26 protein-coding genes are annotated in these 25,853 nt (G+C 33.1%); 20 read left to right on the top strand and 6 right to left on the bottom strand.

All coding sequences use genetic code 11. The features are described from left to right. The first annotated feature begins 54 nt into the window (after positions 1 to 54). From J5E45_RS03790 to J5E45_RS03780, 3 genes are all read left to right on the top strand, one after another. Positions 55 to 1,410 (top strand): cytochrome ubiquinol oxidase subunit I, encoded by a 1,356-nt coding sequence (locus tag J5E45_RS03790; RefSeq protein ID WP_101051319.1) that lies wholly within the window; start codon positions 55 to 57, stop codon positions 1,408 to 1,410. Further along, entirely contained in the window at positions 1,407 to 2,423 is a 1,017-nt protein-coding gene (locus J5E45_RS03785; RefSeq protein ID WP_101051318.1) for a cytochrome d ubiquinol oxidase subunit II, read from the top strand. The genes J5E45_RS03790 and J5E45_RS03785 overlap by 4 nt, the downstream gene beginning before the upstream one ends. Positions 2,424 to 2,521: 98 nt before the next feature. Beyond that, entirely contained in the window at positions 2,522 to 3,181 is a 660-nt protein-coding gene (locus J5E45_RS03780; RefSeq protein ID WP_017724139.1) for a potassium channel family protein, read from the top strand. A gap of 256 nt (positions 3,182 to 3,437) precedes the next feature. On the opposite strand, the gene rnjA is transcribed toward J5E45_RS03780, so the two are convergent. Together rnjA and J5E45_RS03770 are read right to left on the bottom strand one after the other, a co-directional pair. Continuing rightward, a complete protein-coding gene (gene rnjA / locus J5E45_RS03775) occupies positions 3,438 to 5,294 on the bottom strand; it encodes a ribonuclease J1 (RefSeq protein ID WP_039069782.1) in 1,857 nt (618 codons plus the stop codon). Then, a complete protein-coding gene (locus J5E45_RS03770; protein WP_039069781.1) occupies positions 5,294 to 5,509 on the bottom strand; it encodes a DNA-dependent RNA polymerase subunit epsilon in 216 nt (71 codons plus the stop codon). Before J5E45_RS03770 ends, rnjA begins: the two co-directional genes overlap by 1 nt. A 495-nt stretch (positions 5,510 to 6,004) precedes the next feature. Between J5E45_RS03770 and J5E45_RS03765 the strand changes: the two genes are divergently transcribed. Further along, positions 6,005 to 6,277: a hypothetical protein gene (locus tag J5E45_RS03765; protein ID WP_039069780.1), complete on the top strand. Its 273-nt coding sequence runs from the start codon at positions 6,005 to 6,007 to the stop codon at positions 6,275 to 6,277. Between the two features lie 57 nt (positions 6,278 to 6,334). On the opposite strand, the gene def is transcribed toward J5E45_RS03765, so the two are convergent. Further along, entirely contained in the window at positions 6,335 to 6,886 is a 552-nt protein-coding gene (def, locus tag J5E45_RS03760; protein WP_069792897.1) for a peptide deformylase, read from the bottom strand. Between the two features lie 123 nt (positions 6,887 to 7,009). On the opposite strand from def, the gene J5E45_RS03755 reads away from it, so the two are divergent. The 12 genes from J5E45_RS03755 (at position 7,010) to auxB (ending at position 19,141) form a co-directional block, all read left to right on the top strand. Beyond that, positions 7,010 to 7,636, top strand: coding sequence for a YkyA family protein (locus J5E45_RS03755; RefSeq protein ID WP_208181606.1), 627 nt, complete (start codon positions 7,010 to 7,012; stop codon positions 7,634 to 7,636). A 266-nt stretch (positions 7,637 to 7,902) separates the two neighbouring features. After that, on the top strand, positions 7,903 to 9,015 hold the full coding sequence (gene pdhA, locus J5E45_RS03750) for a pyruvate dehydrogenase (acetyl-transferring) E1 component subunit alpha (protein WP_017724145.1): 1,113 nt from the start codon (positions 7,903 to 7,905) through the stop codon (positions 9,013 to 9,015). Positions 9,016 to 9,018: 3 nt separating this feature from the next. Next, positions 9,019 to 9,996, top strand: a complete 978-nt coding sequence (locus J5E45_RS03745; protein ID WP_039069777.1) for an alpha-ketoacid dehydrogenase subunit beta — start codon at positions 9,019 to 9,021, stop codon at positions 9,994 to 9,996. Between the two features lie 147 nt (positions 9,997 to 10,143). Beyond that, a complete protein-coding gene (locus tag J5E45_RS03740) occupies positions 10,144 to 11,439 on the top strand; it encodes a 2-oxo acid dehydrogenase subunit E2 (RefSeq protein WP_208181605.1) in 1,296 nt (431 codons plus the stop codon). A 3-nt stretch (positions 11,440 to 11,442) separates the two neighbouring features. Further along, the gene (lpdA, locus tag J5E45_RS03735; RefSeq protein ID WP_208181604.1) at positions 11,443 to 12,849 is read left to right on the top strand and encodes a dihydrolipoyl dehydrogenase; all 1,407 of its coding nucleotides are present in this window, start codon (positions 11,443 to 11,445) and stop codon (positions 12,847 to 12,849) included. Between the two features lie 261 nt (positions 12,850 to 13,110). Further along, positions 13,111 to 13,383: a UPF0223 family protein gene (locus J5E45_RS03730; protein ID WP_208181603.1), complete on the top strand. Its 273-nt coding sequence runs from the start codon at positions 13,111 to 13,113 to the stop codon at positions 13,381 to 13,383. A gap of 166 nt (positions 13,384 to 13,549) precedes the next feature. Beyond that, the gene (locus J5E45_RS03725; protein ID WP_039069773.1) at positions 13,550 to 14,089 is read left to right on the top strand and encodes a helix-turn-helix domain-containing protein; all 540 of its coding nucleotides are present in this window, start codon (positions 13,550 to 13,552) and stop codon (positions 14,087 to 14,089) included. A 10-nt stretch (positions 14,090 to 14,099) separates the two neighbouring features. Next, positions 14,100 to 15,194 carry an ABC transporter ATP-binding protein gene (locus J5E45_RS03720; RefSeq protein WP_039069772.1) on the top strand — a complete coding sequence of 365 codons (1,095 nt, stop codon included), beginning with the start codon at positions 14,100 to 14,102 and terminating at the stop codon, positions 15,192 to 15,194. Continuing rightward, positions 15,187 to 15,990 carry an ABC transporter permease gene (locus J5E45_RS03715; protein ID WP_039069771.1) on the top strand — a complete coding sequence of 268 codons (804 nt, stop codon included), beginning with the start codon at positions 15,187 to 15,189 and terminating at the stop codon, positions 15,988 to 15,990. Before J5E45_RS03720 ends, J5E45_RS03715 begins: the two co-directional genes overlap by 8 nt. A gap of 5 nt (positions 15,991 to 15,995) precedes the next feature. Next, entirely contained in the window at positions 15,996 to 16,808 is an 813-nt protein-coding gene (locus J5E45_RS03710; protein WP_069792894.1) for an ABC transporter permease, read from the top strand. After that, positions 16,805 to 17,878 (top strand): ABC transporter substrate-binding protein, encoded by a 1,074-nt coding sequence (locus J5E45_RS03705; RefSeq protein WP_208181602.1) that lies wholly within the window; start codon positions 16,805 to 16,807, stop codon positions 17,876 to 17,878. Before J5E45_RS03710 ends, J5E45_RS03705 begins: the two co-directional genes overlap by 4 nt. 72 nt (positions 17,879 to 17,950) lie before the next feature. Continuing rightward, positions 17,951 to 19,141, top strand: a complete 1,191-nt coding sequence (gene auxB, locus J5E45_RS03700; protein ID WP_039069768.1) for a lipoteichoic acid stability factor AuxB — start codon at positions 17,951 to 17,953, stop codon at positions 19,139 to 19,141. A gap of 96 nt (positions 19,142 to 19,237) precedes the next feature. Here the strand turns inward: auxB and J5E45_RS03695 are convergent, their stop codons facing one another. Continuing rightward, entirely contained in the window at positions 19,238 to 20,590 is a 1,353-nt protein-coding gene (locus J5E45_RS03695; RefSeq protein ID WP_052253481.1) for an Nramp family divalent metal transporter, read from the bottom strand. Positions 20,591 to 20,794: 204 nt separating this feature from the next. On the opposite strand from J5E45_RS03695, the gene J5E45_RS03690 reads away from it, so the two are divergent. Both J5E45_RS03690 and J5E45_RS03685 read left to right on the top strand, forming a co-directional pair. Next, positions 20,795 to 21,298, top strand: a complete 504-nt coding sequence (locus J5E45_RS03690; RefSeq protein ID WP_069792892.1) for a DUF4064 domain-containing protein — start codon at positions 20,795 to 20,797, stop codon at positions 21,296 to 21,298. Between the two features lie 249 nt (positions 21,299 to 21,547). After that, complete coding sequence (locus tag J5E45_RS03685; protein WP_182477867.1) at positions 21,548 to 21,703, top strand: hypothetical protein; 156 nt, start codon at positions 21,548 to 21,550, stop codon at positions 21,701 to 21,703. 183 nt (positions 21,704 to 21,886) lie between these two features. Here the strand turns inward: J5E45_RS03685 and J5E45_RS03680 are convergent, their stop codons facing one another. Continuing rightward, positions 21,887 to 22,498, bottom strand: coding sequence for a YktB family protein (locus tag J5E45_RS03680; RefSeq protein WP_039066926.1), 612 nt, complete (start codon positions 22,496 to 22,498; stop codon positions 21,887 to 21,889). Positions 22,499 to 22,762: 264 nt separating this feature from the next. On the opposite strand from J5E45_RS03680, the gene J5E45_RS03675 reads away from it, so the two are divergent. Beyond that, positions 22,763 to 23,584 carry an inositol monophosphatase family protein gene (locus tag J5E45_RS03675; protein ID WP_039066925.1) on the top strand — a complete coding sequence of 274 codons (822 nt, stop codon included), beginning with the start codon at positions 22,763 to 22,765 and terminating at the stop codon, positions 23,582 to 23,584. A gap of 100 nt (positions 23,585 to 23,684) precedes the next feature. Here the strand turns inward: J5E45_RS03675 and J5E45_RS03670 are convergent, their stop codons facing one another. Beyond that, complete coding sequence (locus tag J5E45_RS03670) at positions 23,685 to 23,870, bottom strand: DUF5325 family protein (RefSeq protein WP_208181601.1); 186 nt, start codon at positions 23,868 to 23,870, stop codon at positions 23,685 to 23,687. 99 nt (positions 23,871 to 23,969) lie between these two features. On the opposite strand from J5E45_RS03670, the gene typA reads away from it, so the two are divergent. Then, on the top strand, positions 23,970 to 25,817 hold the full coding sequence (gene typA / locus J5E45_RS03665; RefSeq protein ID WP_039066921.1) for a translational GTPase TypA: 1,848 nt from the start codon (positions 23,970 to 23,972) through the stop codon (positions 25,815 to 25,817). Positions 25,818 to 25,853 lie beyond the last annotated feature (36 nt).

Below are 25,853 nucleotides of genomic sequence, written 5' to 3'. Positions count from 1 at the left end.
TATAATGAATGGACGTTGTGATTTTTGTCACAAATAAATAAAAAAGGTGATATTATGGATTCAGTTGAATTAGCACGCTTTCTAACTGCGATGACACTCGCAGTTCATATAATTTTTGCAACAATCGGTGTAGGTGTACCGGTCATGTTTGCTGTTGCTGAATTTTTAGGGATTAAGAGAAATGACCCATCGTATACGGCGATGGCGAAGAGATGGACCAAAGGTTATACTATCACGGTAGCTGTTGGCGTTGTAACCGGGACTATAATTGGTTTACAACTATCACTACTTTGGCCTACATTTATGCAAATGGGTGGTCATGTCATAGCATTACCGTTATTTATGGAAACTTTTGCTTTCTTCTTTGAAGCAATTTTCTTAAGTATTTACTTGTATACTTGGGATCGCTTTAAAGGAAAATGGACACATTTTCTTATTAGTATTCCAGTTATATTAGGTGGCTCATTTTCCGCATTCTTTATTACGGCAGTTAACTCATTTATGAATACACCTGCTGGATTTGAAATGAAAAATGGTAAAATGGTTAATGTAGAACCCTTAGTCGCAATGTTTAATGATTCATTCTTGATACGTTCATTTCACGTTGTAGCCACTGCATTAATGACAATGGCATTTGTATTAGCCGCTATCGCAGCGTTTAAATTGTTAAAAAATAAATTTAAAAAAGATACTGAGTATCATAAGAAAGCACTAAAATTAACTATGATTTTAGGTGTAATCTTTACCTTAGGATCTATGTTAGCTGGAGACTTATCTGCAAAATTCTTACATCAAGAGCAACCAGAAAAACTAGCAGCATATGAATGGCACTTTGATACAGAATCGAATGCAGATTTAGTTTTATTTGGATCATTAGACGAAAAAACGCAAGAAGTTACAGGTGCAGTTAAAATTCCTGGTATTTTAAGCTTCTTAGCAGATAATAATACAGATACAGAAGTAAAAGGTTTGAATGATTTCCCTGAGGAATTACATCCACCTATGATTGTACATTATTACTTCGATTTAATGGTTTCTATGGGAGTATTTTGTCTCATAATATCTGGTGCGTATGTGTTAACGCTTGTGTTTAAAAAATTACGGAAATTCACATATTCAAAACCGATGTTATATGGTGCATTATTAACCGGGCCTGCAGCAATGTTGGCAATTGAGTTTGGTTGGTTCTTAACTGAACAAGGTCGTCAACCATGGATTGTTCGTGGCTATCTAAAAGTCGCTGATGCTGCAACACAAGCGGGTGGACTTACGCTCGTGACGATATTATTTGGACTACTTTATATCGTTCTTATGGTTACTTCAGCTTATGTACTGATCCGTATGTTTAAGCATAAACCAGCATATAAAGATGTTGAAGCATTAGCTTCAGAAAGAGGTGATGCAGAATGATATTTGCATACATTGGTATTTCGGTGCTTTGGATTTTCTTATTCTGTTACATCATTATCGCCTCAATTGATTTTGGTGCAGGCTTTTTTACACTACATGCAAAAATTACGAAACAGGATAAGAAAATTAATCATTTGATTGCTCGTTATCTTAATCCAGTGTGGGAAGTAACAAATGTGTTCTTTGTATTTTTCTTCGTAGGTATGGTTGGGTTCTTCCCTGATACAGCGAAATATCTTGGGACAGTGTTACTCTTGCCAGCGTCAATTGCGTTAATTTTGCTATCAATTAGAGGTGGCTTTTATGCTTTTGAAAACTATGGTCCAGATACTAAGTTACCATGGTTAGGAATGTACGGTATAGCTGGGTTGCTAATCCCAGCTGCGCTAGCTACAACATTAACGATATCTGAAGGTGGGTATATTTCTGGCACAGAGAATCATTTAGACTTAAATTGGTTAGAATTGTTGCTTAGTCCATATTCATGGTCAGTCGTATTTTTAGCGATTATTTCAGTTCTTTATATCTCATCAGGTTTTCTTACTTTTTACGCTTCTAAAGCAAAAGATAAACCAGCATACAATTTATTGAGATATTGGTTCTTAATTTGGGGAGCACCTATGATCGCGGTATCATTATTTGTATTTTTATCATTACGTTTACAAAATGAAGAACACTTCTTAAACGCGGTAACAAATTATTGGTGGATGTTCCTACTAAGTTTTATATGTTTTGTTGGTGCAATGATATTAACACTTATGAAAAAAGGTCATGGCTATGCTTTTACATTAGTAATTTTCCAAATGGGCTTTGCATTCTTTGGGTATGGCGCAAGTAAATTGCCATATATATTGTATCCTTATATTCGAATAGATGAAGGTGTCGTAAATAGTAGCATGGCAATAGCCTTAATTATTGTGTTTATTTTAGGTTTACTTTTACTCATTCCATCGTTAATATTATTATTAAGATTATTTGTCTTTGATAAAAAATATGTAGAAGGCAAAAAATAACTTAATATTTTCAAATGTGGTTATATTAATTGAAAGTAATACTTTTCTAAGTAATGATTTCAATTAATATGCCACAATTTTTAAATTGGAGGACGCATATGGATAAAGAATATGTGGTGATTGGTTTAGGCCGATTCGGTGGCAGTATAGTAAGAGAATTAAATGCTTTAGACATGGATGTTATGGCAATTGATATGAATGAAGCTCGAGTAAACGAATACAGTGACATTGCAACACATGCTGTAGTAGCTGATACAACAGATGAAGCTGTAATGAAAAGTTTAGGTATCCGAAATTTTGACCACGTTATTGTTGCAATTGGAGAGAATATTCAATCTAGTACCTTAACGACTTTAATTTTAAAAGAATTAGGTGTAAAGAAAGTAACAGCTAAAGCACAGAATGATTATCATGCTAAAATTTTAAATAAAATTGGTGCTGATACCGTCGTTCACCCAGAACGAGATATGGGAAGAAGGATTGCTCATAATGTAGCTAGTGCAAGCGTCTTGGATTATTTAGAACTTGCAGATGAACATTCTATCGTTGAAATCAAAGCAAGTGAGAAAATGGCAGGTCAAACAATTATACAATTGGATATTCGTGCACAATTTGGCATTAGTATTATTGCTATTAAACGTGGTAGAGAAATCTTAGTATCGCCAGACCCTAACTTAAGTATAGAAATAGGAGATATTTTAATAATGATAGGACACGATAATGATTTAAATCGCTTTGAGAAAAAAGTAGTAAGATAATCATTAGTAGATCATTAACGTTAATCATAGAAAAAGCACTTAAAAGTAGTTACTTATACAATATCTACTTTTAAGTGCTTTTTCTAATAGTGTATTAAGATATTGTTGTTTTAAAATAAAAAAAGATGAAGTTGAAACGTAATTTTAAGTCTCAACTTCATCTTTTTTATTAGTGCTTACTTAATGAACTGTTAATATTCATTACTAGTTCTAATTAGCTTTACTGTCGTAAATCAACCTTTTGCACAACGCACCACTATTCATTTTTTGATGGTACATCTGTTGATTGCTTCTTAGTATTTTGTGTCGGTTTTTTATTATTAACTTTTTTATTATTTTTATCTGTTGGTTTTTTAGACTTAGCAGATGCCTTCGTGTTGTTTTTCTTAGGTTTAGGCTGATTGCTATTAGTTTTTTTAGAAAATGATTGGTTATTATCTTCATTAACTTTCATTATAACTGGTAATATCATTGGTTTACGTGCAGTTTTCTCAAATAGATAAGGTTGTAATGTTTCAATGATAGAAGATTTAATTTGATGCCATTGAATCTCTGGGTTCTGATTTAATTTAGCAATTACATCTGATTTGATTCTACGTTGAGCATCATAAATCAATTGTCCTGATTCGCGCATATATACGAAACCTCTTGAAATAAGGTCTGGACCTGATAACAGTGTATTTGTATTAAAGTCAATACTTACTACAACGATTACTAAACCTTCTTCAGATAAAAGTTTTCTATCACGAATAACTACATTACCTATATCACCGATACCGCTACCATCGACAAGTACATTTCCAGAAGGGATTCTACCAGCTTTACGCGCTGTATCACGTGTTAAAGCTAAGACGTCCCCTATATCAAATATGAAGACATTATCAGGCTCAACGCCACATTCAATTCCAGATTGACCATGTGCTTTCAACATACGGTATTCACCATGAATTGGTAGGAAGAACTTAGGGCGTAACAAACGTAACATTAATTGTTGATCACCTTTAGAACCATGTCCTGAAGTGTGAATATTTGATACTTTGTTATGAATGACTTCTGCACCAGCTCGATATAGTGAGTTAATCGTACGATTGATACTTTTCGTATTACCTGGGATAGGTGATGAACTGAAGACAACCGTATCTTCAGGTATTATTTTAATTTGTTTGTGTGTACCATTAGCGATTCTTGAAAGTGCAGCCATTGGTTCACCTTGTGAACCAGTACATAAAATCAAGAGTTCATGTTTAGGAACAGTATTGATTTTATTAGGTTCAACAAATGTTTCTGGCGGTGCTTTGATATAACCTAATTCCATACCAATTTTGATGTTATTTTCCATCGAACGACCAAAAGTTACAATCTTACGATTATGCTTAATAGCAGCTTCTACAGCTTGTTGCACACGATAAATATTAGAAGCGAATGTGGCGAATATAATTCTGCCATTACAATTTCTGAATATTTTTTCGACGTTTTGACCAACTTCGCGTTCGCTTAATGTGAAATCGGGTACTAATGAGTTAGTTGAATCAGAGAGTAAGCACAGAACGCCTTCTTCACCAAGTCTAGCCATTTTAGCTATATTAGCAGGCTCTCCAACAGGAGTTAAATCAAATTTGAAATCTCCAGTATGCACAATATTACCTTCAGGAGTGTTTACAATAACACCATATGATTCTGGAATACTGTGAGTAGTTAAATAGAAAGAAACTTCAAAGTGTTTTGATTTAATTACACTACTTTCTTCAATTTCAATAAGCTCTGTTGTTCTTAACAAATGATGTTCTTCTAATTTATTTCTAATTAAGCCTAAAGCTAATGGTCCACCATAAATAGGGACATTAATTTTCTTTAATAGGTAGGGCACACCACCTATATGGTCTTCATGTCCATGAGTAATAAACAGACCAACAATTTTATCTTGGTTCTGCTCTAGGTAAGTGATATCAGGAATAACGTAATCGATACCTAATAAATTGTCGTCAGGGAATTTAATCCCGGCATCGATAATAACGATTTCATCTTGATACTCAACGGCATAAGTGTTTTTACCAATTTCACCTAAACCACCAAGTGCATAAACCGCAACTTCATTTTTATGAATTTGTTTCATTATTCAGCTTGCTCCACGTTGAAGTGATCTGATTGTTTTTCATACTCTAAATGTGCGCCCTCTAATTTAGTTATAAATTCAATATTAAAATTACGGTTTTTTAGATATCTTCTAACTTGTTCTTCTGTTTGTCCTTCAACATAAATTGTTTGCGTGTTTTCACGTACAATTACTTCGTCACTGTTATGTTGATAAAATACTTTAAATACTGCCATTTTATTATTTTCCTCCTAAAAATCATCTATTGATTTTCTTTTTATTTTATTGTAAAACCCTAGTATTATAAGTGGGACGAAAATGATGAAGTATTATCATTATTTTCAAAAATGTGATGTTTCCACTACCATTATATAAAGAGAACATACTAGTTATCCCAGTATGTTGCTAGGGCGATTTTCTTAATTTCGTTCGATTAGAAAAACACAAATATAATTACTTGTATGTTTTCAGTTATCTCTCATTTTACATGATGTAGTAGAATAAATAAAGCAGTTTTATCTTGTTGTATGCCATTAATCCGAACAATTATGCTCATATTTTATATAGATTGTAAAATTGACTTTGTGTTTTTTCAGAAAATTTGTATAAAAAGAAGTTTAAGCTTGAGTATGAAATGAAAATTATTATAAGATAATATTGAGAAGGAAAATTTAATTATCATTGCAATAGCAATAGCTTATCGTAGTGAAAGTGACGTTGAGGTGATAGAAATGGATCAAGTAAAGAGAATTATTGAAGATGTGAAAGTTGAAAAAAAACGAACTGATAAAATATTTCAAGATGTAACTTTTGAGGTGCGTGCTGAACAAGTAATTATGTTTTTTAATTATAATGAAATCATTGATAATGTAAATGGAAATCAAATTTATGTAAAACATAATCATGATCCAGAATTCATCGACATTCAAGAGTTAAATTTATTGAAATCAGAATTGAAAGAATTAGAAGTTCCTTATCATGAACGTAGGGATGACTTTATGTAAAAATACCGTTAGCGATTTGATAATCTCAATTTGCTAACGGTATTTTTACTTTATAAATTAAACTTCTACTGCATCATCGTGTGGTTGAAGAGGGTTAGTTTGATCAATGTGGTCATAAAACATAACGCCGTTAATATGGTCAATTTCATGTTGAACCACGATTGCTGGGTAGCCTTTTAGACGTAACTTAACTTCTTTACCATCGATATCAGTTGCTTTAACTGTAATTCTATTTTTACGATGGACGAGTCCGGGAATATTTTCGTCTACACTTAAGCATCCTTCGCCAGTAGGCAAATAAGCTTCTTGTATACTATGACTTACTACTTTTGGGTTGACTAGCATAAGGTCATAGCTTTTGCCATTTCCGTCATCTGGTAAGTATACAGCTATCATTTTTTTAGAAATGTTAATTTGAGGGGCAGCGAGTCCAACGCCTGAACGTAGACCATATTTATTAGCAGTTTCCTCATCTTGACTATTAATTAAAAATTCTCGCATTGATTTTAATATATTGCGATTTTCATCAGAAATCGGTAGTGGCACGTCTTGCGCTTTTTGACGAAGTGTTGGATGTCCATCACGGATAATATCTTTCATTGTTAACATTTGTTCATACACCTTCCTTAATATAAAATATACCAAAACTTAATGGGAAAAATACAGTGATAGATTTGATTTATCATAAAATATTATATAATATATCATACAAATAAAGGAGGATTTCTCAAAATGAAATTAAAATATGGCATCGGTGCAGTGATTGCTTCTACTATGTTAGTCGCAGGTTGTACAACAGATAAAGGTGAAATCAAAGACTATAATGAAAAAGTACAAAAAGCATTTGATGAAGAGAAACCTGTTTCATCAGTGGGCAAGAAATTAAATAATCTTGAACAAGAAAAACAAAAATTAGTAAAAGAAATTAATGGAAAAGACCAGCAAGAAGTTAAAGAAACTTCAAAAAAAGTAGTAGATAACGTAGAAGAAAGAAAAAAAGAATTTGAAAAAGAAGAGAAAGCACTAAATGATTCTGAAAAAGAATTTAAAAAAGCGCAAGAACATGTTGATAACATAAGTGATAAACAAAAGAAAAAAGAAGTTGAAGAATTAAATAATGCACTTAAAGATAAGTATAAAGCACACGATAATTATTCTAAAGCTTACAAAAACATTTTGACTAAAGAAAAGAATATGTTCCAATACACGTCAGGTGAAAAAGTGGACCAAGCTGAAATTGATAAAAAATCAGAAGCAGTATCGAAATCATATAAAGATATGAACAAAGCCTTTAAACAATATTCAGATGCAATGAAAAAAGTTAACCAAGAAAAAGAAGATGTAGACAGTCTCGCTTAAAATTGAATGCACTACATTTGAAATTTGTGTCAATTGATTATAGCATAATAAATGGGTGCGCTTACATTTATATAGAAGCCTTTAGAAAAAATTACATGATTTTGAGTAGTACAGTGTTATAATTTTCATTGATACAGACACGAAAACTGTATCTATTTTGAGTATTACAGAACTTTTTCAAATTGTTTAACAGTGTAACAGTTTTGTGGTACAATGTTAAAGGATAAAATGAATTTCTACTATACGGGAAAGGTTTGGTGAATTGAATGGCTCAGAAATTAAAAGCCCAATTCGATGCAGAGAAGGTATTGAATGATACTGAATCTAAATTTGAAATGATTCAAATTTTGAATGAAGATGGCAATGTTGTTAATGAAGATTTGTTACCAGAATTGTCAGACGAGCAATTAGTTGAATTAATGGAGAGAATGGTATGGACACGTATCCTTGACCAACGTTCTATTTCATTAAATAGACAAGGGAGATTAGGTTTCTATGCTCCGACAGCAGGACAAGAAGCTTCACAATTAGCTTCACAATATGCTTTAGAGCAAGAAGACTTTATATTACCAGGTTACCGTGATGTACCACAATTAATCTGGCAAGGTTTACCTTTAACAGAAGCTTTCTTATTCTCAAGAGGTCACTTTAAAGGAAACAGAATGCCTGAAGGAGTTAACGCTCTAAGTCCACAAATTATTATCGGTGCACAGTATGTTCAAACAGCTGGTGTTGCATTAGGTATTAAAAAACGTGGTAAACAAGCTGTAGCAATCACATACACTGGTGATGGTGGTTCGTCACAAGGTGATTTCTATGAAGGTATTAACTTTGCTTCTGCTTATAAAGCACCTGCAATTTTCGTTATTCAAAATAACAACTATGCGATTTCTACACCACGTAGTAAACAAACGGCAGCTACAACATTAGCTCAAAAAGCAATCTCAGTTGGTATCCCTGGTATCCAAGTTGATGGTATGGATGCATTAGCAGTATATCAAGCAACTAAAGAAGCGCGTGATCGTGCTGTAAATGGTGAAGGTCCAACATTAATCGAAACAATCACTTATCGTTATGGTCCACATACAATGGCTGGTGACGATCCGACTAAATACAGAACATCTGATGAAGATTCTGAATGGGAGAAAAAGGATCCTTTAGTACGCTTCAGAAAATTCCTTGAAAATAAAGGTTTATGGACTGAAGAAAAAGAAAACGAAGTTATCGAACGTGCTAAATCTGAAATCAAAGCTGCTATTAAAGAAGCAGACAATACTGAAAAACAAACAGTTGTTGACTTGATGGAAAATATGTACGATGAAATGCCTCAAAATTTAGCTGAGCAATATGAAATTTATAAAGAGAAGGAGTCGAAGTAACCGATGGCACAAATGACAATGGTTCAAGCGATTAATAATGCGCTTAAAACCGAATTACAAAATGATGAAAATGTCTTACTTTTCGGTGAAGACGTCGGTGTTAACGGTGGTGTTTTCCGTGTAACTGAAGGTTTACAAAAAGAATTCGGTGAAGATCGTGTATTTGATACACCTTTAGCGGAATCTGGTATTGGTGGTTTAGCTCTAGGTTTAACTACACAAGGATACCGTCCAGTTATGGAAATACAATTCTTAGGATTTGTATTTGAAGTGTTCGACTCTGTAGCAGGACAAATTGCGCGTACGCGTTTCCGTTCTGGTAACTCTAAACAAGCTCCAGTTACAATTCGTGCACCATTTGGTGGTGGTGTTCATACACCAGAATTACACGCTGATAACTTAGAAGGTATTTTAGCTCAATCACCTGGGTTACACGTGGTAATCCCTTCAAATCCATATGACGCTAAAGGATTATTAATTTCTGCAATTAGAAGTAATGACCCAGTTGTATATTTAGAGCACATGAAATTATATCGTTCTTTCCGTGATGAAGTACCTGAAGAAGAGTACACAATTGAAATCGGAAAAGCTAACGTAAAACAAGAAGGTAATGACATCACACTTATTGCATACGGTGCGATGGTACAAGAGTCATTAAAAGCAGCAGAAGAATTAGAAAAAGAAGGTTATTCAGTAGAAGTCATTGACTTACGTACTGTTCAACCAATTGATATCGAAACACTTGTTGCTTCAGTTGAAAAAACTGGTCGTGCAGTAGTAGTTCAAGAAGCTCAACGTCAAGCTGGTGTTGGTGCAACAGTTGCATCTGAGTTAGCTGAACGTTCAATCCTTTCATTAGAAGCTCCTATTGCAAGAGTTGCAGCGGCTGACACTGTCTATCCGTTTACACAAGCGGAAAATGTTTGGTTACCAAACAAAAACGATATCATTGAAAAAGCAAAAGAAACATTAGAATTTTAATATACTCTTTGAATGGAGTAGCGTATACGATACGTCGCTATACCTACTTCATTCAAGTTTATATATACAATAAAGAAGGTATGAGTAAATTGTCTCAACCTGTTTTCTAATTTTTGACTTAATATGAATTTTTAGGAGGATAATAACGTGGCATTTGAATTTAAATTACCCGACATTGGTGAAGGTATCCACGAAGGTGAAATTGTAAAATGGTTTGTTAAAGCTGGAGACACAATTGAAGAAGACGATGTATTAGCTGAAGTCCAAAATGACAAATCAGTTGTAGAAATTCCATCTCCTGTTTCTGGTACTATTGAAGAAGTTTTAGTAGACGAAGGTACTGTTGCAGTTGTTGGTGATACAATTGTTAAAATCGATGCACCAGATGCAGAAGAAATGCAATTTAAAGGTAGTGAAAGTGACGAAGCTGCTAGTGAAGAAACAGAGGCACCAGCAGAAGAAAGTACGCCAGAAGCACCTGCACAAGCTTCAAATGATGAAGAAGTAGACGAAAGCAAACGTGTTAAAGCGATGCCTTCTGTACGTAAATATGCACGTGAAAAAGGCGTTAATATTAAAGCTGTTTCAGGTTCAGGCAAAAACGGACGTACTACTAAAGAAGATGTTGACGCTTACTTAAATGGTGGCCAATCAACTGCTTCAAATGAAAGTGCAGCAGCTAGCGAAGAAACAACTAGCACAAGCGCTTCACAACCAGCAGCAGTTTCTACTGAAGGTGAATTCCCAGAAACTACTGAAAAAATCCCAGCAATGCGTAAAGCAATTGCTAAAGCAATGGTTAACTCAAAACATACTGCACCACATGTAACATTAATGGATGAAATTGATGTTCAAGAACTATGGGATCACCGTAAAAAATTCAAAGAAGTTGCAGCTGAGCAAGGTACTAAATTAACTTTCTTACCATATGTAGTGAAAGCACTTGTTTCTGCACTTAAAAAATACCCAGCGCTTAACACAGAATTCAATGAAGAAGCTGGCGAAATCGTGCACAAACATTACTGGAATATCGGTATCGCAGCTGATACAGACAGAGGTTTATTAGTACCAGTAGTTAAAAATGCTGATCGCAAATCTATGTTTACAATTTCAGATGAAATTAACGAACTTGCTGTTAAAGCTCGTGATGGTAAATTATCAGCTGATGAAATGAAAGGTGCTACTTGTACAATCAGTAACATCGGTTCAGCTGGCGGACAATGGTTCACACCAGTTATCAATCACCCAGAAGTTGCTATCTTAGGTATCGGACGCATTGCACAAAAACCTATCGTTAAAGATGGAGAAATTGTTGCAGCACCAGTACTATCATTATCATTAAGCTTTGACCACAGACAAATTGATGGTGCTACTGGACAAAATGCTATGAATCATATTAAACGTTTATTAAATAATCCAGAATTATTATTAATGGAGGGGTAAAACATGGTAGTTGGAGATTTCCCAATTGAAACAGATACTATTGTAATCGGAGCAGGACCTGGCGGATATGTTGCAGCAATTCGTGCAGCACAATTAGGTCAAAAAGTAACAATCGTAGAAAAAGGCGAGCTTGGCGGTGTATGTCTAAACGTAGGATGTATTCCTTCAAAAGCGTTATTACACGCTTCACATCGTTATGACGAAACTAAGAACTCTGAAAATTTAGGTGTAATCGCTGAAAGTGTTTCACTAAAATATGATAAAGTTCAAGAATTCAAACAATCAGTTGTTAAGAAATTAACTGGTGGCGTTGAAGGATTATTAAAAGGTAATAAAGTTGAAATCGTAAAAGGTGAAGCTTACTTTGTTGATAACAATAGCCTACGTGTTATGGATGATAAAAGTGCTCAAACTTATAATTTCAAAAACGCGATTATTGCAACTGGTTCTAGACCAATTGAAATCCCTAACTTCAAATTTGGTAACCGCGTAATCGATTCTACTGGTGCTCTAAATTTACAAGAAGTTCCTGGTAAATTGGTTGTTGTTGGTGGAGGCTACATTGGTTCAGAATTAGGAACTGCTTTCGCTAACTTTGGTTCAGAAGTTACTATCCTAGAAGGTGCAAAAGACATCTTAGGTGGTTTCGAAAAACAAATGACGCAACCTGTTAAAAAAGGTATGAAAGAAAAAGGCGTTGAAATTGTAACTGAAGCAATGGCTAAATCTGCTGAAGAAACTGAAAATGGTGTGAAAGTAACTTATGAAGTAAAAGGCGAAGAACAAACAATCGATGCTGATTACGTATTAGTTACTGTAGGACGTCGTCCTAACACTGATGAATTAGGTTTAGAAGAGTTAGGCCTTAAATTTGCAGATCGTGGATTGTTAGAAGTAGATAAACAAAGCCGTACTTCAGCTGAAAACATTTTTGCAATTGGCGATATCGTTCCTGGTTTACCACTTGCACATAAAGCTAGTTATGAAGCTAAAGTTGCTGCTGAAGTAATTGCTGGTGAAGCATCTGAAGTAGACTACATTGGTATGCCTGCTGTATGTTTCACTGAACCAGAACTTGCTACTGTTGGTTACACAGAAGCTCAAGCTAAAGAAGAAAGTTTAGCAGTTACAGCTTCTAAATTCCCTTATGCAGCTAATGGACGTGCTTTATCATTAGATGACACAACTGGATTTGTTAAATTGTTAACACTTAAAGAAGATAACACATTAGTAGGTGCTCAAGTAGTTGGTACTGGCGCTTCTGATATTATTTCTGAATTAGGTTTAGCAATTGAAGCAGGTATGAATGCTGAAGATTTATCTTTAACTATTCATGCTCACCCAACATTAGGTGAAATGTCTATGGAAGCTGCTGAAAAAGCATTAGGATTACCTATTCATACAATGTAATTTCTTTAGATTTTCATACTAAAGTTAAAAAGGAATGTGACATACAAGTATTTGTTATCACGCTCTGGTAAAAATGTTTACAATTGAGCATAACTTAATTTAAGTTCTTACTCAAAGTAATGATTTATTACCAATATGACAATTGAGTCCGGGACATAAATAAATGTCTCGGATTTTTTTGTATATAGCATATAGATGATACAAAATATTACTTTGAAATATAATGAAGATAAGTTAATTGAATTGGAGGTAAAAAAAACAATGGAATATCAATATCCAATAGATTTAGATTGGACAAATGATGAGATGATGCAAGTCGTGTCATTTTTCAATGCTGTTGAGGCTTATTATGAATCTAAAGTTGAAGGACAACTCATATTAAATCGTTATAAACAATTTAAAGAAATTGTACCTGGCAAAGCTGAAGAGAAACAGATTTTTAAAGAATTTGAGAATAATAGCGGCTATAACACTTATCAAGTGGTTAAAGCAGTACAAACTTCACCAGAACAAAGATATTTTTCATCAAAATAAAAATAACTATTGTCATAAAAGCTATATTCTGATATTTTTATTAAGCATTAAACAAAATGTTTGATAAAAGTAAACAGAATATAGCTTTTTATTTTTTTAAAAGCATAAATTTTAGTTATGATGAAAATTAAAACTTTTCACTATAATATTTTGAAAAGGTGAAAAAATGGAGATAGGTAAAAAAATTAAAAATTTACGTATTATAAAGCATTTAACACAAGAAGAATTAGCAGAGCGTACTGACTTATCAAAAGGTTATATATCACAAATTGAAAGTCAACATGCATCACCAAGTATGGAAACATTTTTGAATATATTAGAAGTATTGGGTACGACTCCTAGTGATTTTTTCAAAGAACCACGAACAGAAAAAGTGTTATATAAAAAGGCATCACAAGTTACTTATGATGAATATGATAAGGGTTATATATTAAATTGGCCGGTTACACAGTCTAATGAATTTGAAATGGAGCCATTATTGTTAACGTTACAAGGGAACGCCTCGTATAAAAATTTTGAACCATCAGAATCAGATACTTTCATCTATTGTTTAAAAGGACAAGTTACTTTGAAATTAGGTGATGATGATTACCATGCTGTAGTAGGAGATGCGCTTTATTTTAAGGCTAATCAGTTACATAGATTAATAAATCCAAAATCAGAAGAAGCTCAAGTGATGATAGTCGCTACCGCTTCTTATTTATAGGAGGATATATATGGAACCTTTATTATCTTTCAAATCTGTAAGTAAAAGTTACGATGATTTACAAATTTTAGATAAGATTGATATTGATATAGAATCAGGACATTTTTACACGTTACTTGGTCCATCAGGTTGTGGTAAAACGACCATACTAAAACTCATTGCTGGCTTTGAGACTGCAGATAATGGGGAGATTATTTATCAAAACAAGAAAATCAATCAAACGCCTGCAAATAAACGTAAAGTAAATACGGTATTTCAGGATTATGCATTATTTCCACACCTTAATGTTTATGACAATATAGCTTTTGGATTAAAACTTAAAAAAATAAGTAAGTCTGAAATTAAAAGGAAAGTTCAAGAAGCTTTACAGCTTGTGAAATTAACAGGGTATGAGACACGCACAATTGATGGTATGAGTGGTGGTCAAAAACAACGCATAGCAATTGCACGAGCTATAGTTAATGAGCCTGAAATACTCTTATTAGACGAATCGCTGTCTGCGCTAGATTTAAAGTTACGTACACAGATGCAATATGAGTTAAGAGAGATACAATCAAGGTTGGGAATAACGTTTATTTTTGTAACACATGACCAAGAGGAAGCCTTGGCACTTAGTGATTATATCTTTGTTATGAAAGATGGTAAAATTCAACAATTCGGCACACCAACTGATATTTATGATGAACCAGTCAATCGCTTCGTGGCAGACTTTATAGGAGAATCTAATATCGTTGAAGGTACAATGATTGATGACTATTTAGTTAATATTTATGGTCAAGATTTTGACTGTGTTGATATGGGGATAGATTCACAGAAAAAAGTTGAAGTTGTTATAAGACCAGAAGATATTAGTTTGATGGCAGCTGCAGAAGGTTTATTTGAGGTCACTGTTGATTCGATGCTATTTAGAGGCGTTCACTATGAAATTAATTGTATAGACAGAAAAGGCTATGAATGGATGATTCATTCTACTAAAAAAGCAGAAATAGGAAGTAAAGTTGGCTTGTATTTTGATCCTGAAGCGATTCATATTATGGTGCCAGGAGAAACTGAAGCAGAATTTGATCAACGTATCGAAAGTTATGAGGAGCATAACCATGCGTAAAATAAACAAATTCTTATTCATTCCTTATGTGTTATGGATGATACTATTTATTATAGTTCCAGTACTTTTGCTTGTGTACTTCTCTTTATTTGATTTACACGGGCATTTCAGTTTTGAAAATTATAAGCAAATTCTGACATGGAAATATTTTCGTATGATTTGGGACTCAGTAGTTTTTGCAGCTGTTATCACACTCATTACATTGTTAGTCAGTTATCCAGCAGCTTATTTTATTAGATCTTCCAAATTTCAAAATTTATGGTTACTGATATTAATCATACCTACATGGATTAATTTACTACTGAAGACCTATGCATTTATTGGATTATTGAGTCATGATGGTATTATCAATCAAATGTTAAGGTTATTACATTTATCTGAAATGGATTTATTGTTTACTGTTCCTGCATTTTTAATTGTAGCAAGTTATATTTATATTCCATTTATGATTTTACCTATTTTTAATAGTATGAAAGATATTCCTAATAATATACTACAGGCATCGAGTGACTTAGGAGCAAGTCCGTTTACTACTTTTAGAAAAGTAATACTTCCTTTGACGAAACAAGGTGTATTAACAGGTGTTCAAGTGACATTTATCCCTGCATTATCCTTGTTTATGATAACGAGATTAATTGCAGGAAATAAAGTGATTAATATAGGAACTGCGATAGAAGAACAATTTCTTGTAATTCAAAATTATGGAATGGGTTCAACGATTGCGTTATGCCTTATTATATTTATGGCACTAGTGTTGATCATTACTAATACTAAATCGTCGAATGGAAGAGGGTGAAGCACGTGAAATGGTATGGTAAATTATACATTGGTATATTAACCGCAGTATTATATATTCCAATTTTATTTTTAATGCTTTATTCCTTTAATTCCGCAGGTAACATGATTCACTTTGAAGGATTTACCTTAGAACATTATCAAACATTATTTAATAATGAACGCCTCATGTCAGTCATTTTTAATACCATTGCTGTTGCACTTTTAGCAGCAGCCTTTGCAACGGTGATTGGCACGATGGGCGCAATTGGTCTATTTCATCTGAGAAATAAAAAGTTGAAAGTTTCATTATTAACATTAAATAATGTATTGATGGTTTCATCAGATGTAGTTATTGGAGCTTCATTTTTAATTATGTTTACGGCAATTGGTCATTTCACAGGCCTAGGACTTGGATTCACGACTGTGTTAATTTCTCATATTGCATTCTGTATACCAATCGTTGTTATCATTGTTTTACCTAAACTTTATGAAATGAATGATTATACACTTAATGCAGCACGTGATTTAGGAGCAACTGAATTTCAAGTTTTAAATAAAGTAATGCTACCGCACCTGATGCCTGCAATTATTGGTGGATTTTTTATGGCACTTACATATTCACTGGATGATTTTACCGTAAGTTTCTTTGTGACAGGCAACGGATTTAGTGTATTATCAGTAGAAGTATATGCTATGGCTAGAAAAGGTATTAGCATGGAAATCAATGCTATTTCTACAATATTATTTGTAGTTATTATGTTAGGTATTTTTGGTTATTATTTCATTCAAAATATGGTGAAACATAAAAAGCAAGTGAAACGAGGTTTACAGCAATGAAGCGATTCTTACAATTAATCATAGTTTCAGTTGTTGTTGGATTAATATGTCTGTTTATCAGTCATAAGTATACAGCGAAAGACCATTCAAAAAATGGCGAAAAAATTTATGTTTATAATTGGGGAGAATATATTGATCCTAGTTTAATTAAAAAATTCCAAAAAGAAACAGGTATTGAAGTAATCTATGAAACTTTTGATTCTAATGAAGCAATGGAAGCCAAAATACGTAATGGTGGCACACATTACGATGTTGCTTTTCCTAGTGAATATACTGTTCAAAAATTAAAAAGACAAAACATGTTATTACCGATAAATCATGACAATGTTCCTAATATTAAAAATTTGGATCCAGATTATATGAATATGTCTTTTGATAAAAATAATCGCTATTCCTTGCCGTATTTTTTTGGAACTGTAGGTATTATTTATAATAAAAAGGCGTATCCTAATGATAATTTTAACTCTTGGAATCAATTGTATAACAAGAAATATAACAATGATATATTATTAGTAGACGGTGCAAGAGAAGTAATAGGTTTAGCGTTGAATAAATTAGGATACAGTTTAAATGATAAGAATTCACAACATCTAGAAAAAGCGGAACGAGATTTAAGACATTTAGGTCCAAACGTTAAAGGCGTCGTAGGTGACGAAATCACTATGATGCTGGAACAACATGAAGCGAATATTGCTGTTGTGTGGAGCGGTGTCGCTGCTCCTATGGTTCAAGGTAGCGATGAATTTGATTACGTTGTGCCTAAAGAAGGTTCGAATTTATGGTTTGATAATATGGTAATACCTAAAACTGCTCAAAATAAAGCAGGCGCATATAAGTTTATGAATTTTTTATTAGACGCACAAAACAGTAAGCAGAATACAGAATGGGTTGGTTATGCAACACCAAATAAAGCAGCAAGACATTTACTTCCAGACGAAGTAAAAAATGATGAACGCTTTTATCCATCACAAGAGTCACAAGAAAACTTAGAAGTTTATAGAGACTTGGGAAAAGAAACATTGAGTGAATATAACGAAAGATTTTTAAATTTTAAAATGTCATTAAAATAAATCTAAGTTAGTAGTTATTTTAGCGTATTTTCGCTATAATAGTTTGAAAGCATTATAAGGAGTTGTATAGACATGTCAGGAGAGCAATATACTCAAGTTAGACGTCCTGTGAGTCGACTAGCAGAAAAAGTATTAGGTTGGTTAAGCTGGGTATTTTTATTATTACTAACCATTATTACGATGTTTATTGCACTAGTATCTTTTAGTAGTGAGACATCAATACAAAATTTAGAAACTACATTAAATGGTAATGATTTTGTTCAGCAAATTTTAGCTAATAATAGCTTGAATACGACGCAATTTGTAATTTGGTTACAAAATGGTGTGTGGGCTATTATCGTTTACTTTATTGTGTGTTTATTATTATCATTCTTAGCACTTATCTCAATGAATATTAGAATACTATCAGGGTTTTTATTCCTTTTAGCTACAATAGTTACATTACCATTGGTATTATTATTTGTTCCACTTATTATCCCAATCCTATTTTTAATCGTAGCAGTTATGATGTTTGCACGTAAAGATAAGGTAGAAACAGTCCCTGCTTATTATGGAGAAGGGTACCAAGGTCGTTATTCAGAATACGAACAACAGACTGGACCAAAACCACAATATAGTGAGAGAGAACAGACTTCTGACGCTGAACAACAAATAAGAAATGAGAACCAACTAAGAAGAGGCGGTTATTCTTCTGAAGTAGCTGATAAAGTAAACGCTGAGACACAAGAGGCACATGAAGAGCCACAAGTGCTTTCCAGACAAGCGAAATACAATTATAAACATAAAAAGCAAACTGAAGATGAGCAACAACAAACTGATGAATTTGGCGCAGTAAGTGACGTTTATGATGAACATGGAGAATCAGTTTCAAATCAAAGTCAAACTGAAGTTGACAATGCAACTACAGAGTATGACGAACAAGCTCAAGCTGAAGCAGCACAGAGAAGACAAGAAGCATACGAAGAAGAACAACGAAGACATCAAGAAGCATACGAAGAAGAACAACGTCGTAAACAAGCCGAAGCAGAAGAAGCAGCAAGATTAAAACAAGAAAAAGCAGAAGAAAAAGCACGTATTAAACAAGAGAAAAAAGAACGAAGAAAACGTGAAAAAGAAAGACGTAAACAACAACCAAGTGCAGTGAATCAACGCAGACAAAATTTTGAAGAAAGAAAAAAAATGACTTCACAAACTGCTGGTGATACAACTGAACATGATAGCAAAGAATCAGCTGAATCGGACAACTCAGAAGACAAAAAATAAGATATAGAAATTCTAAAATGTGCTATAAGATATGCTAGTTCATTTGAAACTAAAAAAGGAACGAGACTGATGTCTCGCTCCTTTTTTGTATTTCGTTTATAGTTCTTGGAAAGTTTGGATGATTAAGTATATATTTAATAAACTTAAAATAATAATTAAGAACCAAGATATAATATTAACCCAAGTTTTATTTTTAAATTGTCCCATCAAACTATAATCATTAGTTGAAAGTTGTAATGGAATTAATGAGAATGGTAAAGCTAAGCTTAAGAATACTTGTGAAAATACTAGTAATTGTTCCATTTTCGCTTCGTTACCTTTAAAGATAATTAAGCATACTATAATTGGTAATATTGCAATAGCACGAGTAATCAATCTACGTAACCAATTTGGTATTTTTAAATTGATAAAACCTTCCATTACAATTTGACCAGCCATTGTTCCTGTTATTGTAGAGTTTTGGCCAGAAGCTAGTAATGCAACTGCGAATAATGTACTCATAAGCGCTCCTAATGAGGCGCCTAACACAGGTTGATTTTGCAAAGCACTGAATAAATCATAAAAGCCACCGAGCTGTTCTGAATTGACACCAAAGAAAAGGGCAGCACCTAGGACTAAAAGTAAGCAGTTAACTACAAAAGCAATAGACAATTGAATGTTTGAATCCATTATTGCATACTTAATCGCTTGTGCTTTAGAATTACTACTATTACGATCATACATTCTTGATTGAACAATGGATGAGTGTAAATATAAATTATGGGGCATGATTGTCGCTCCAATTATACCTAAAGCAATAAAGAGTGCACTGTTATCTGTGATGATTGTCTTATTAGGGACGAATCCATTTAAAACCTCTGTGACATGAGGAGAAGCTACAAAGACTTCAAAGATAAATATAACAAGCACTGTAAAAATAAGCGTACCTACGATAGCTTCAATTTTTCTAAATCCAAATTTCATAATGAACAATAATAGAAAAACATCTAGCACGGTAATTAATGCGCCTATCAATAAGGGTATGCCGAAGAGTAAATCAAGAGCAATTGCACTACCTATTACTTCAGCTATATCTGTTGCGATAATTGCTAATTCTGCAATAATCCAAAATATAAAAGCGACCGGTTTATTTAAATAGTGTTTTGTTGCTTGTGCTAAGTCCATACCTGTTGCTATTCCTAATCTCACCGTCATACTTTGTAATAACATGGCTGACAGGCTTGAAAGTAAAATCACGAATAGCAAAACGTAGCCGAACTGTGCACCGCCTTGCATAGATGTAATCCAGTTACCAGGATCCATATAGCCTACAGCTACTAATAGACCAGGACCTAAATAAGAAAAAAGTTTCTGGCTAAACTTACCGTGAGCATTGACGGAAACCGTATTATTGATTTCATCTAAACTCTTATGGGATTGAACTGTTTTTGTCAATACCCTCACCTCCATATACATTTATTAACAATCCATAGATTACTCCAAAAAAAATATTAGGTCAACCTAAACAGTGTTACGATAGCCATTTTATTTTTACTGAAATAATTATTATGTTTAAACATATTTAATAAAAATGTGCTGTAATTAGGACGTGATGATTTTTAACACAATATAAATTTGCTATGATAAGATTAATAAAAAAATAGGAGGAAGATTATGAAGAGAAAAGCTGAAAGAATCACAGCCTGGGTAGCAAATGGTCTAAGTATATTATTCTTATTACTAATGGTTCTTGTATTTTCTTTCCTGAATGTGCCAGAATTTCAAGAAACATTTAAAGAAATGAATCAACAACAAGGGATAGAAATGTCAATTGGAGCATTTAAAACTTCCGTTATTTTCCAAGGAAGCTTTTTAATTATTTCAACGATATTAGGTATTATTGGTACATTGACTATTAAAGGAAATCGTATCCTAGCAGCTTGTATTTTAATCATTGCAGCAATTACTGGTATATTTGCAGGAAACTTTATTGCACTGATATTATGGTTTGTTGTTGCTATCATGCTGTTTGTAAGAAAAGGACCTCGTGATGAACAAAATAATAATATGTTTTCTCAACAGAATTTTGACGAGCAAAATAATCAACGTAAACAAGCTGAAATAAATCCAGAAAATGAAATGAAAAAGAAAAAAGAAGATGACCCATATATTTACTAAAATAGTTTAGGTAAGCTGATTTATAACTAATACCTAGATTAAAAGTTGAAACATTAATAAGTACCTTGGTTCAAACTGTCGACAAAGTGTCCGTCTTTGTTGGCAGTTTTTATGCACGCTTTCTACATTCACTGACTTAAGCTGTAGTCTTCAGATATAAGCTTTCTCGCAAGAAATGAGACAAATAACTGACAGTATTATTCGTAAATAGTATAATATATAAATTAAACAGTGGCAGGGTATATTACGATGAATAAATCAATTGATAAAAGTGATGAATATGAAAATATTTCTATCTCTAAAGTAGTTCCTAATAATCATTTATTACGTAAAGGCGATGCAATATTACAGGATACCACGCTAATTTGTACTGCCATGAATCTTAAAAAGTTGCAATATGGTTAGTAAAAGAATATATAATGATCTGAAAGTACAATATTATTTTGAAAAGCAACTACATAAATAGAAATAAACAAGCCCTACACAAATTAATGCGTAGGGTTGTTTGCGTTCTGAGCCGAAACATTAATAATTATCGGCATTGGATTAATCACTAATTATTTTACTAAAATGATTTTTACAATACTTCTATTTGTAAAATTTCAATAGATGTTCAAATGTGTCTTCTAAAAATTTTAAAAATGACTTATCATTCTTAAGAATTTCAGAACCTGGAGCTAATGTACGAGCTACGAAAAACTCACCTTTTTTAACCTCTTTAACACGTTTAAACGCTTCGTGTATATCTTCGTCTGTCATTTCTTGTATGTATGTTTTTGCTTGGCTCATATGATCTAAGCTTATACTAAAATCGTTTGGCAGATTTTTTAATGTTTCAAATTGATTTTCGAAAACCTTAACTTGTTGTGCTTTATCTTTTGCCTCATGCATAACCCCATACATAATAAATAGTTGGTTTTCAAATAATCCTATTTGAAAATGAGGTTGCATTTTATAACCACGTTTATTAGTTGCAAATGCTACCCACGTATCCTTAGGTGGATTAACACTTCTACGAGCATGTTTAGCTACGTGAGGATAGAACACTTCACCTGTAGCAGTTTCTAAATATTGTGAGAAATAATCACCTAAAGCATGCAATTGTGGTCTGACATGGTTGTTAAGTGCTTCCATTCTCGCATCTAAGCCATCTACTGTAAATACTTTGAAGTCTTTAGGTTTGAATGTATATTGAGTCATTTGTGCCTCCTATAATCATTATTTTCGTATGTATTGTAGCACATTATACTCTGATAAACATTTTACATGCCTCTTATTTTTAGTTAATAAATGATTTGTTATAGATTGTGTACACTATGTTGGTAAAGGGTAAACATAAATTATATTAAATAATCTTAATTCACCTTATTCGTAATTCTTATAATTATTGAAATAATAAAGGTTGGTTAATATCTTTTGGAAAGTTAGTTAATGTATAATGAGGATGAATAAGGAGCTGATACGATGACTGTCTATGAATTTGCCAAAGGACTTATATTAGAAGCAGGAATTAATGTTAGAAAAATAATGAAAGAAGATATAAAAGTAGAAACTAAATCTAATCCTAATGATTTAGTAACAAATGTCGATAAGGCTACAGAAAAATACCTATTTGATAATATAACGGAAACTTATCCGAATCATTTAGTTATAGGAGAAGAAGGACATGGACACCACCTTAAAGATGAAGTAGGTGTCGTTTGGGTCATTGATCCAATAGATGGTACGTTAAATTTTGTGCATCAAAAAGAAAATTTTGCAATATCTATTGGTATTTATAATAACGGAAACCCATACGCTGGATTTGTCTATGACGTTATGAACGATGTGTTATATCATGCTAAAACTGGTGAAGGCGCATATGAAAATGGGACATTGTTACCTAAAATCGAGGACACGCCATTAAAGACAAGTATTATTGGAATTAATCCAAATTGGCTGACAAAGCCAAGATTAGGAGAAGTGTTCAAACCTATAGTAGAAGAAGCCAGGAGTGCACGCGCATACGGCTCTGCAGCTTTAGAGATTATACATGTTGCAACAGGCAAATTGGGTGGTTATGTTACCCCCAGATTACAACCTTGGGATTTTGCAGGTGGTTTGATTATTTTAAATGAAGTGGGGGGTGTTGGAACAAATTTAATGGGAGATACTTTATCAATTTATGAACCTAATTCAATCATTATGGCTAATGAACAGTTACATTCTGAATTAATCGAGCAACATTTTCAAAAAAATAATGAAATTATTGAATTATTACAACAGAGATTAAAAAGCAATAATTAGAGTATATCTTATAAATAAACCTATAAAAAAGCGCCTCAATCCTGATTTGAAGGAATGGGACGCTTATCTATTAAATATAATCAAAATCATCCGACTATAGTCAATCATTTTCACGATATTTCTTTTTTAATGTGAAACCGTAACCAAATGTTGCAATGAATAATATAAATGTTAAAATCATGAATGGAACATTTGTAGCAGCTAAACTAAAGCTAAATAATAGTAAAAAGACAATAGCTACTATAGCGAGTACCCAGAAAATTGATTTGGATTTTTTTTGTTGCATTATACCACACCTTTATAGTTTTCTTTAACCAATTATATGATATAATAAAAAAGTTGCAAAGAAAAGTGGGAATTTACTCGAGAAAGGAAATTGTATAAAATGACTAAATTAAGAGAAGATGTGCGTAATATAGCAATCATCGCTCACGTTGACCATGGTAAAACGACACTTGTAGATGAATTATTAAAACAATCAGGAATTTTCCGTGAGAATGAGCATGTAGATGAAAGAGCAATGGATTCAAATGACATCGAAAGAGAACGTGGTATTACAATCCTTGCTAAAAATACAGCAGTAAATTATAAAGATAATCGTATTAATATTTTAGATACACCAGGACACGCCGATTTTGGTGGAGAAGTTGAGCGTATCATGAAAATGGTTGATGGTGTTGTATTAGTAGTTGATGCATATGAAGGCACAATGCCACAAACACGTTTTGTATTGAAAAAAGCTTTAGAACAAAACTTAAAACCAGTAGTAGTAGTTAACAAAATCGATAAACCTGAAGCTAGAGCTGAAGGTGTTGTAGATGAAGTATTAGATTTATTTATCGAATTAGAAGCAAATGATGAACAATTAGATTTCCCAGTAGTCTATGCTTCAGCTGTTAACGGTACTGCAAGCTTAGATCCAGAGAAACAAGACGAAAACATGCAATCATTATATGAAACAATTATTGATTATGTTCCTGCACCTATTGATAATAGAGATGAGCCATTACAATTCCAAACGGCGTTACTAGACTATAGTGATTATTTAGGTCGTATTGGTGTTGGACGTGTGTTCAGAGGAACAATGCGTGTAGGTGATAACGTTTCACTAATTAAATTAGATGGTACAGTTAAAAATTTCCGTGTAACTAAGATTTTTGGTTACTTTGGTTTGAAACGTGAAGAAGTTAATGAAGCACATGCAGGCGACTTAATTGCTGTATCAGGAATGGAAGACATCAACGTTGGTGAAACTGTTACCCCAATAGATAATAGAGATGCTTTACCTGTATTAAGAATTGACGAACCAACGTTAGAAATGACGTTCAGAGTAAACAATTCTCCATTCGCTGGCCGTGAAGGTGATTATGTAACATCTCGTCAAATTCAAGAACGTTTAGATCAACAATTAGAAACAGATGTGTCATTAAAAGTTACAGAAACTGATTCACCAGATAAATGGATTGTTGCTGGACGTGGTGAATTACACTTATCTATTTTAATTGAAAATATGAGACGTGAAGGTTTTGAACTACAAGTTTCTAAACCACAAGTTATTTTAAGAGAAATTGATGGCGTAAAATGTGAACCATTTGAACGTGTACAATGTGAAGTACCTCAAGAATACACAGGTGCTGTTATTGAATCATTAGGCCAACGTAAAGGTGAAATGTTAGACATGGTAACTACAGATAATGGCTTAACGCGTATTATCTTTATGGTACCAGCTCGTGGCTTAATCGGTTATACTACTGAATTTATGTCACAAACACGTGGTTATGGTATTATCAATCATACATTTGAAGAATTTAAACCTCGTGTTAAAGGACGTATCGGTGGTAGAAGAAATGGTGCTCTAGTGTCATTAGATACTGGTAAAGCAAGTTCATATGCACTTATGGGCTTAGAAGATCGTGGTATTAACTTCATGGAACCAGGAACTGAAGTTTATGAAGGCATGGTTGTTGGTGAACATAATCGTGAAAATGACTTAACAGTTAACGTTACGAAAGAGAAAAACCAAACTAACGTACGTTCTTCTAACAAAGACCAAACTGTAACAATGAAACGTCCAAGAACTTTAACTCTTGAAGAAGCGTTACAATTTATTAATGACGATGAGCTTGTAGAAGCTACACCAGAAAATATCCGTATTAGAAAAACAGTATTAGAAAAAAATGCTCGTGAAAAAGAAGCAAAACGCATTAAACAATTAATGCAAGAAGATGAATAAAAGTCTACTAAATTTAATTTAGTATGATTGTGGAGC

It is taken from the genome of Staphylococcus shinii (assembly GCF_017583065.1).
In the GTDB taxonomy this organism is placed as follows: Bacteria; Bacillota; Bacilli; order Staphylococcales; family Staphylococcaceae; genus Staphylococcus; species Staphylococcus shinii.
This window is presented reverse-complemented; position numbering and strand designations above follow the sequence as displayed.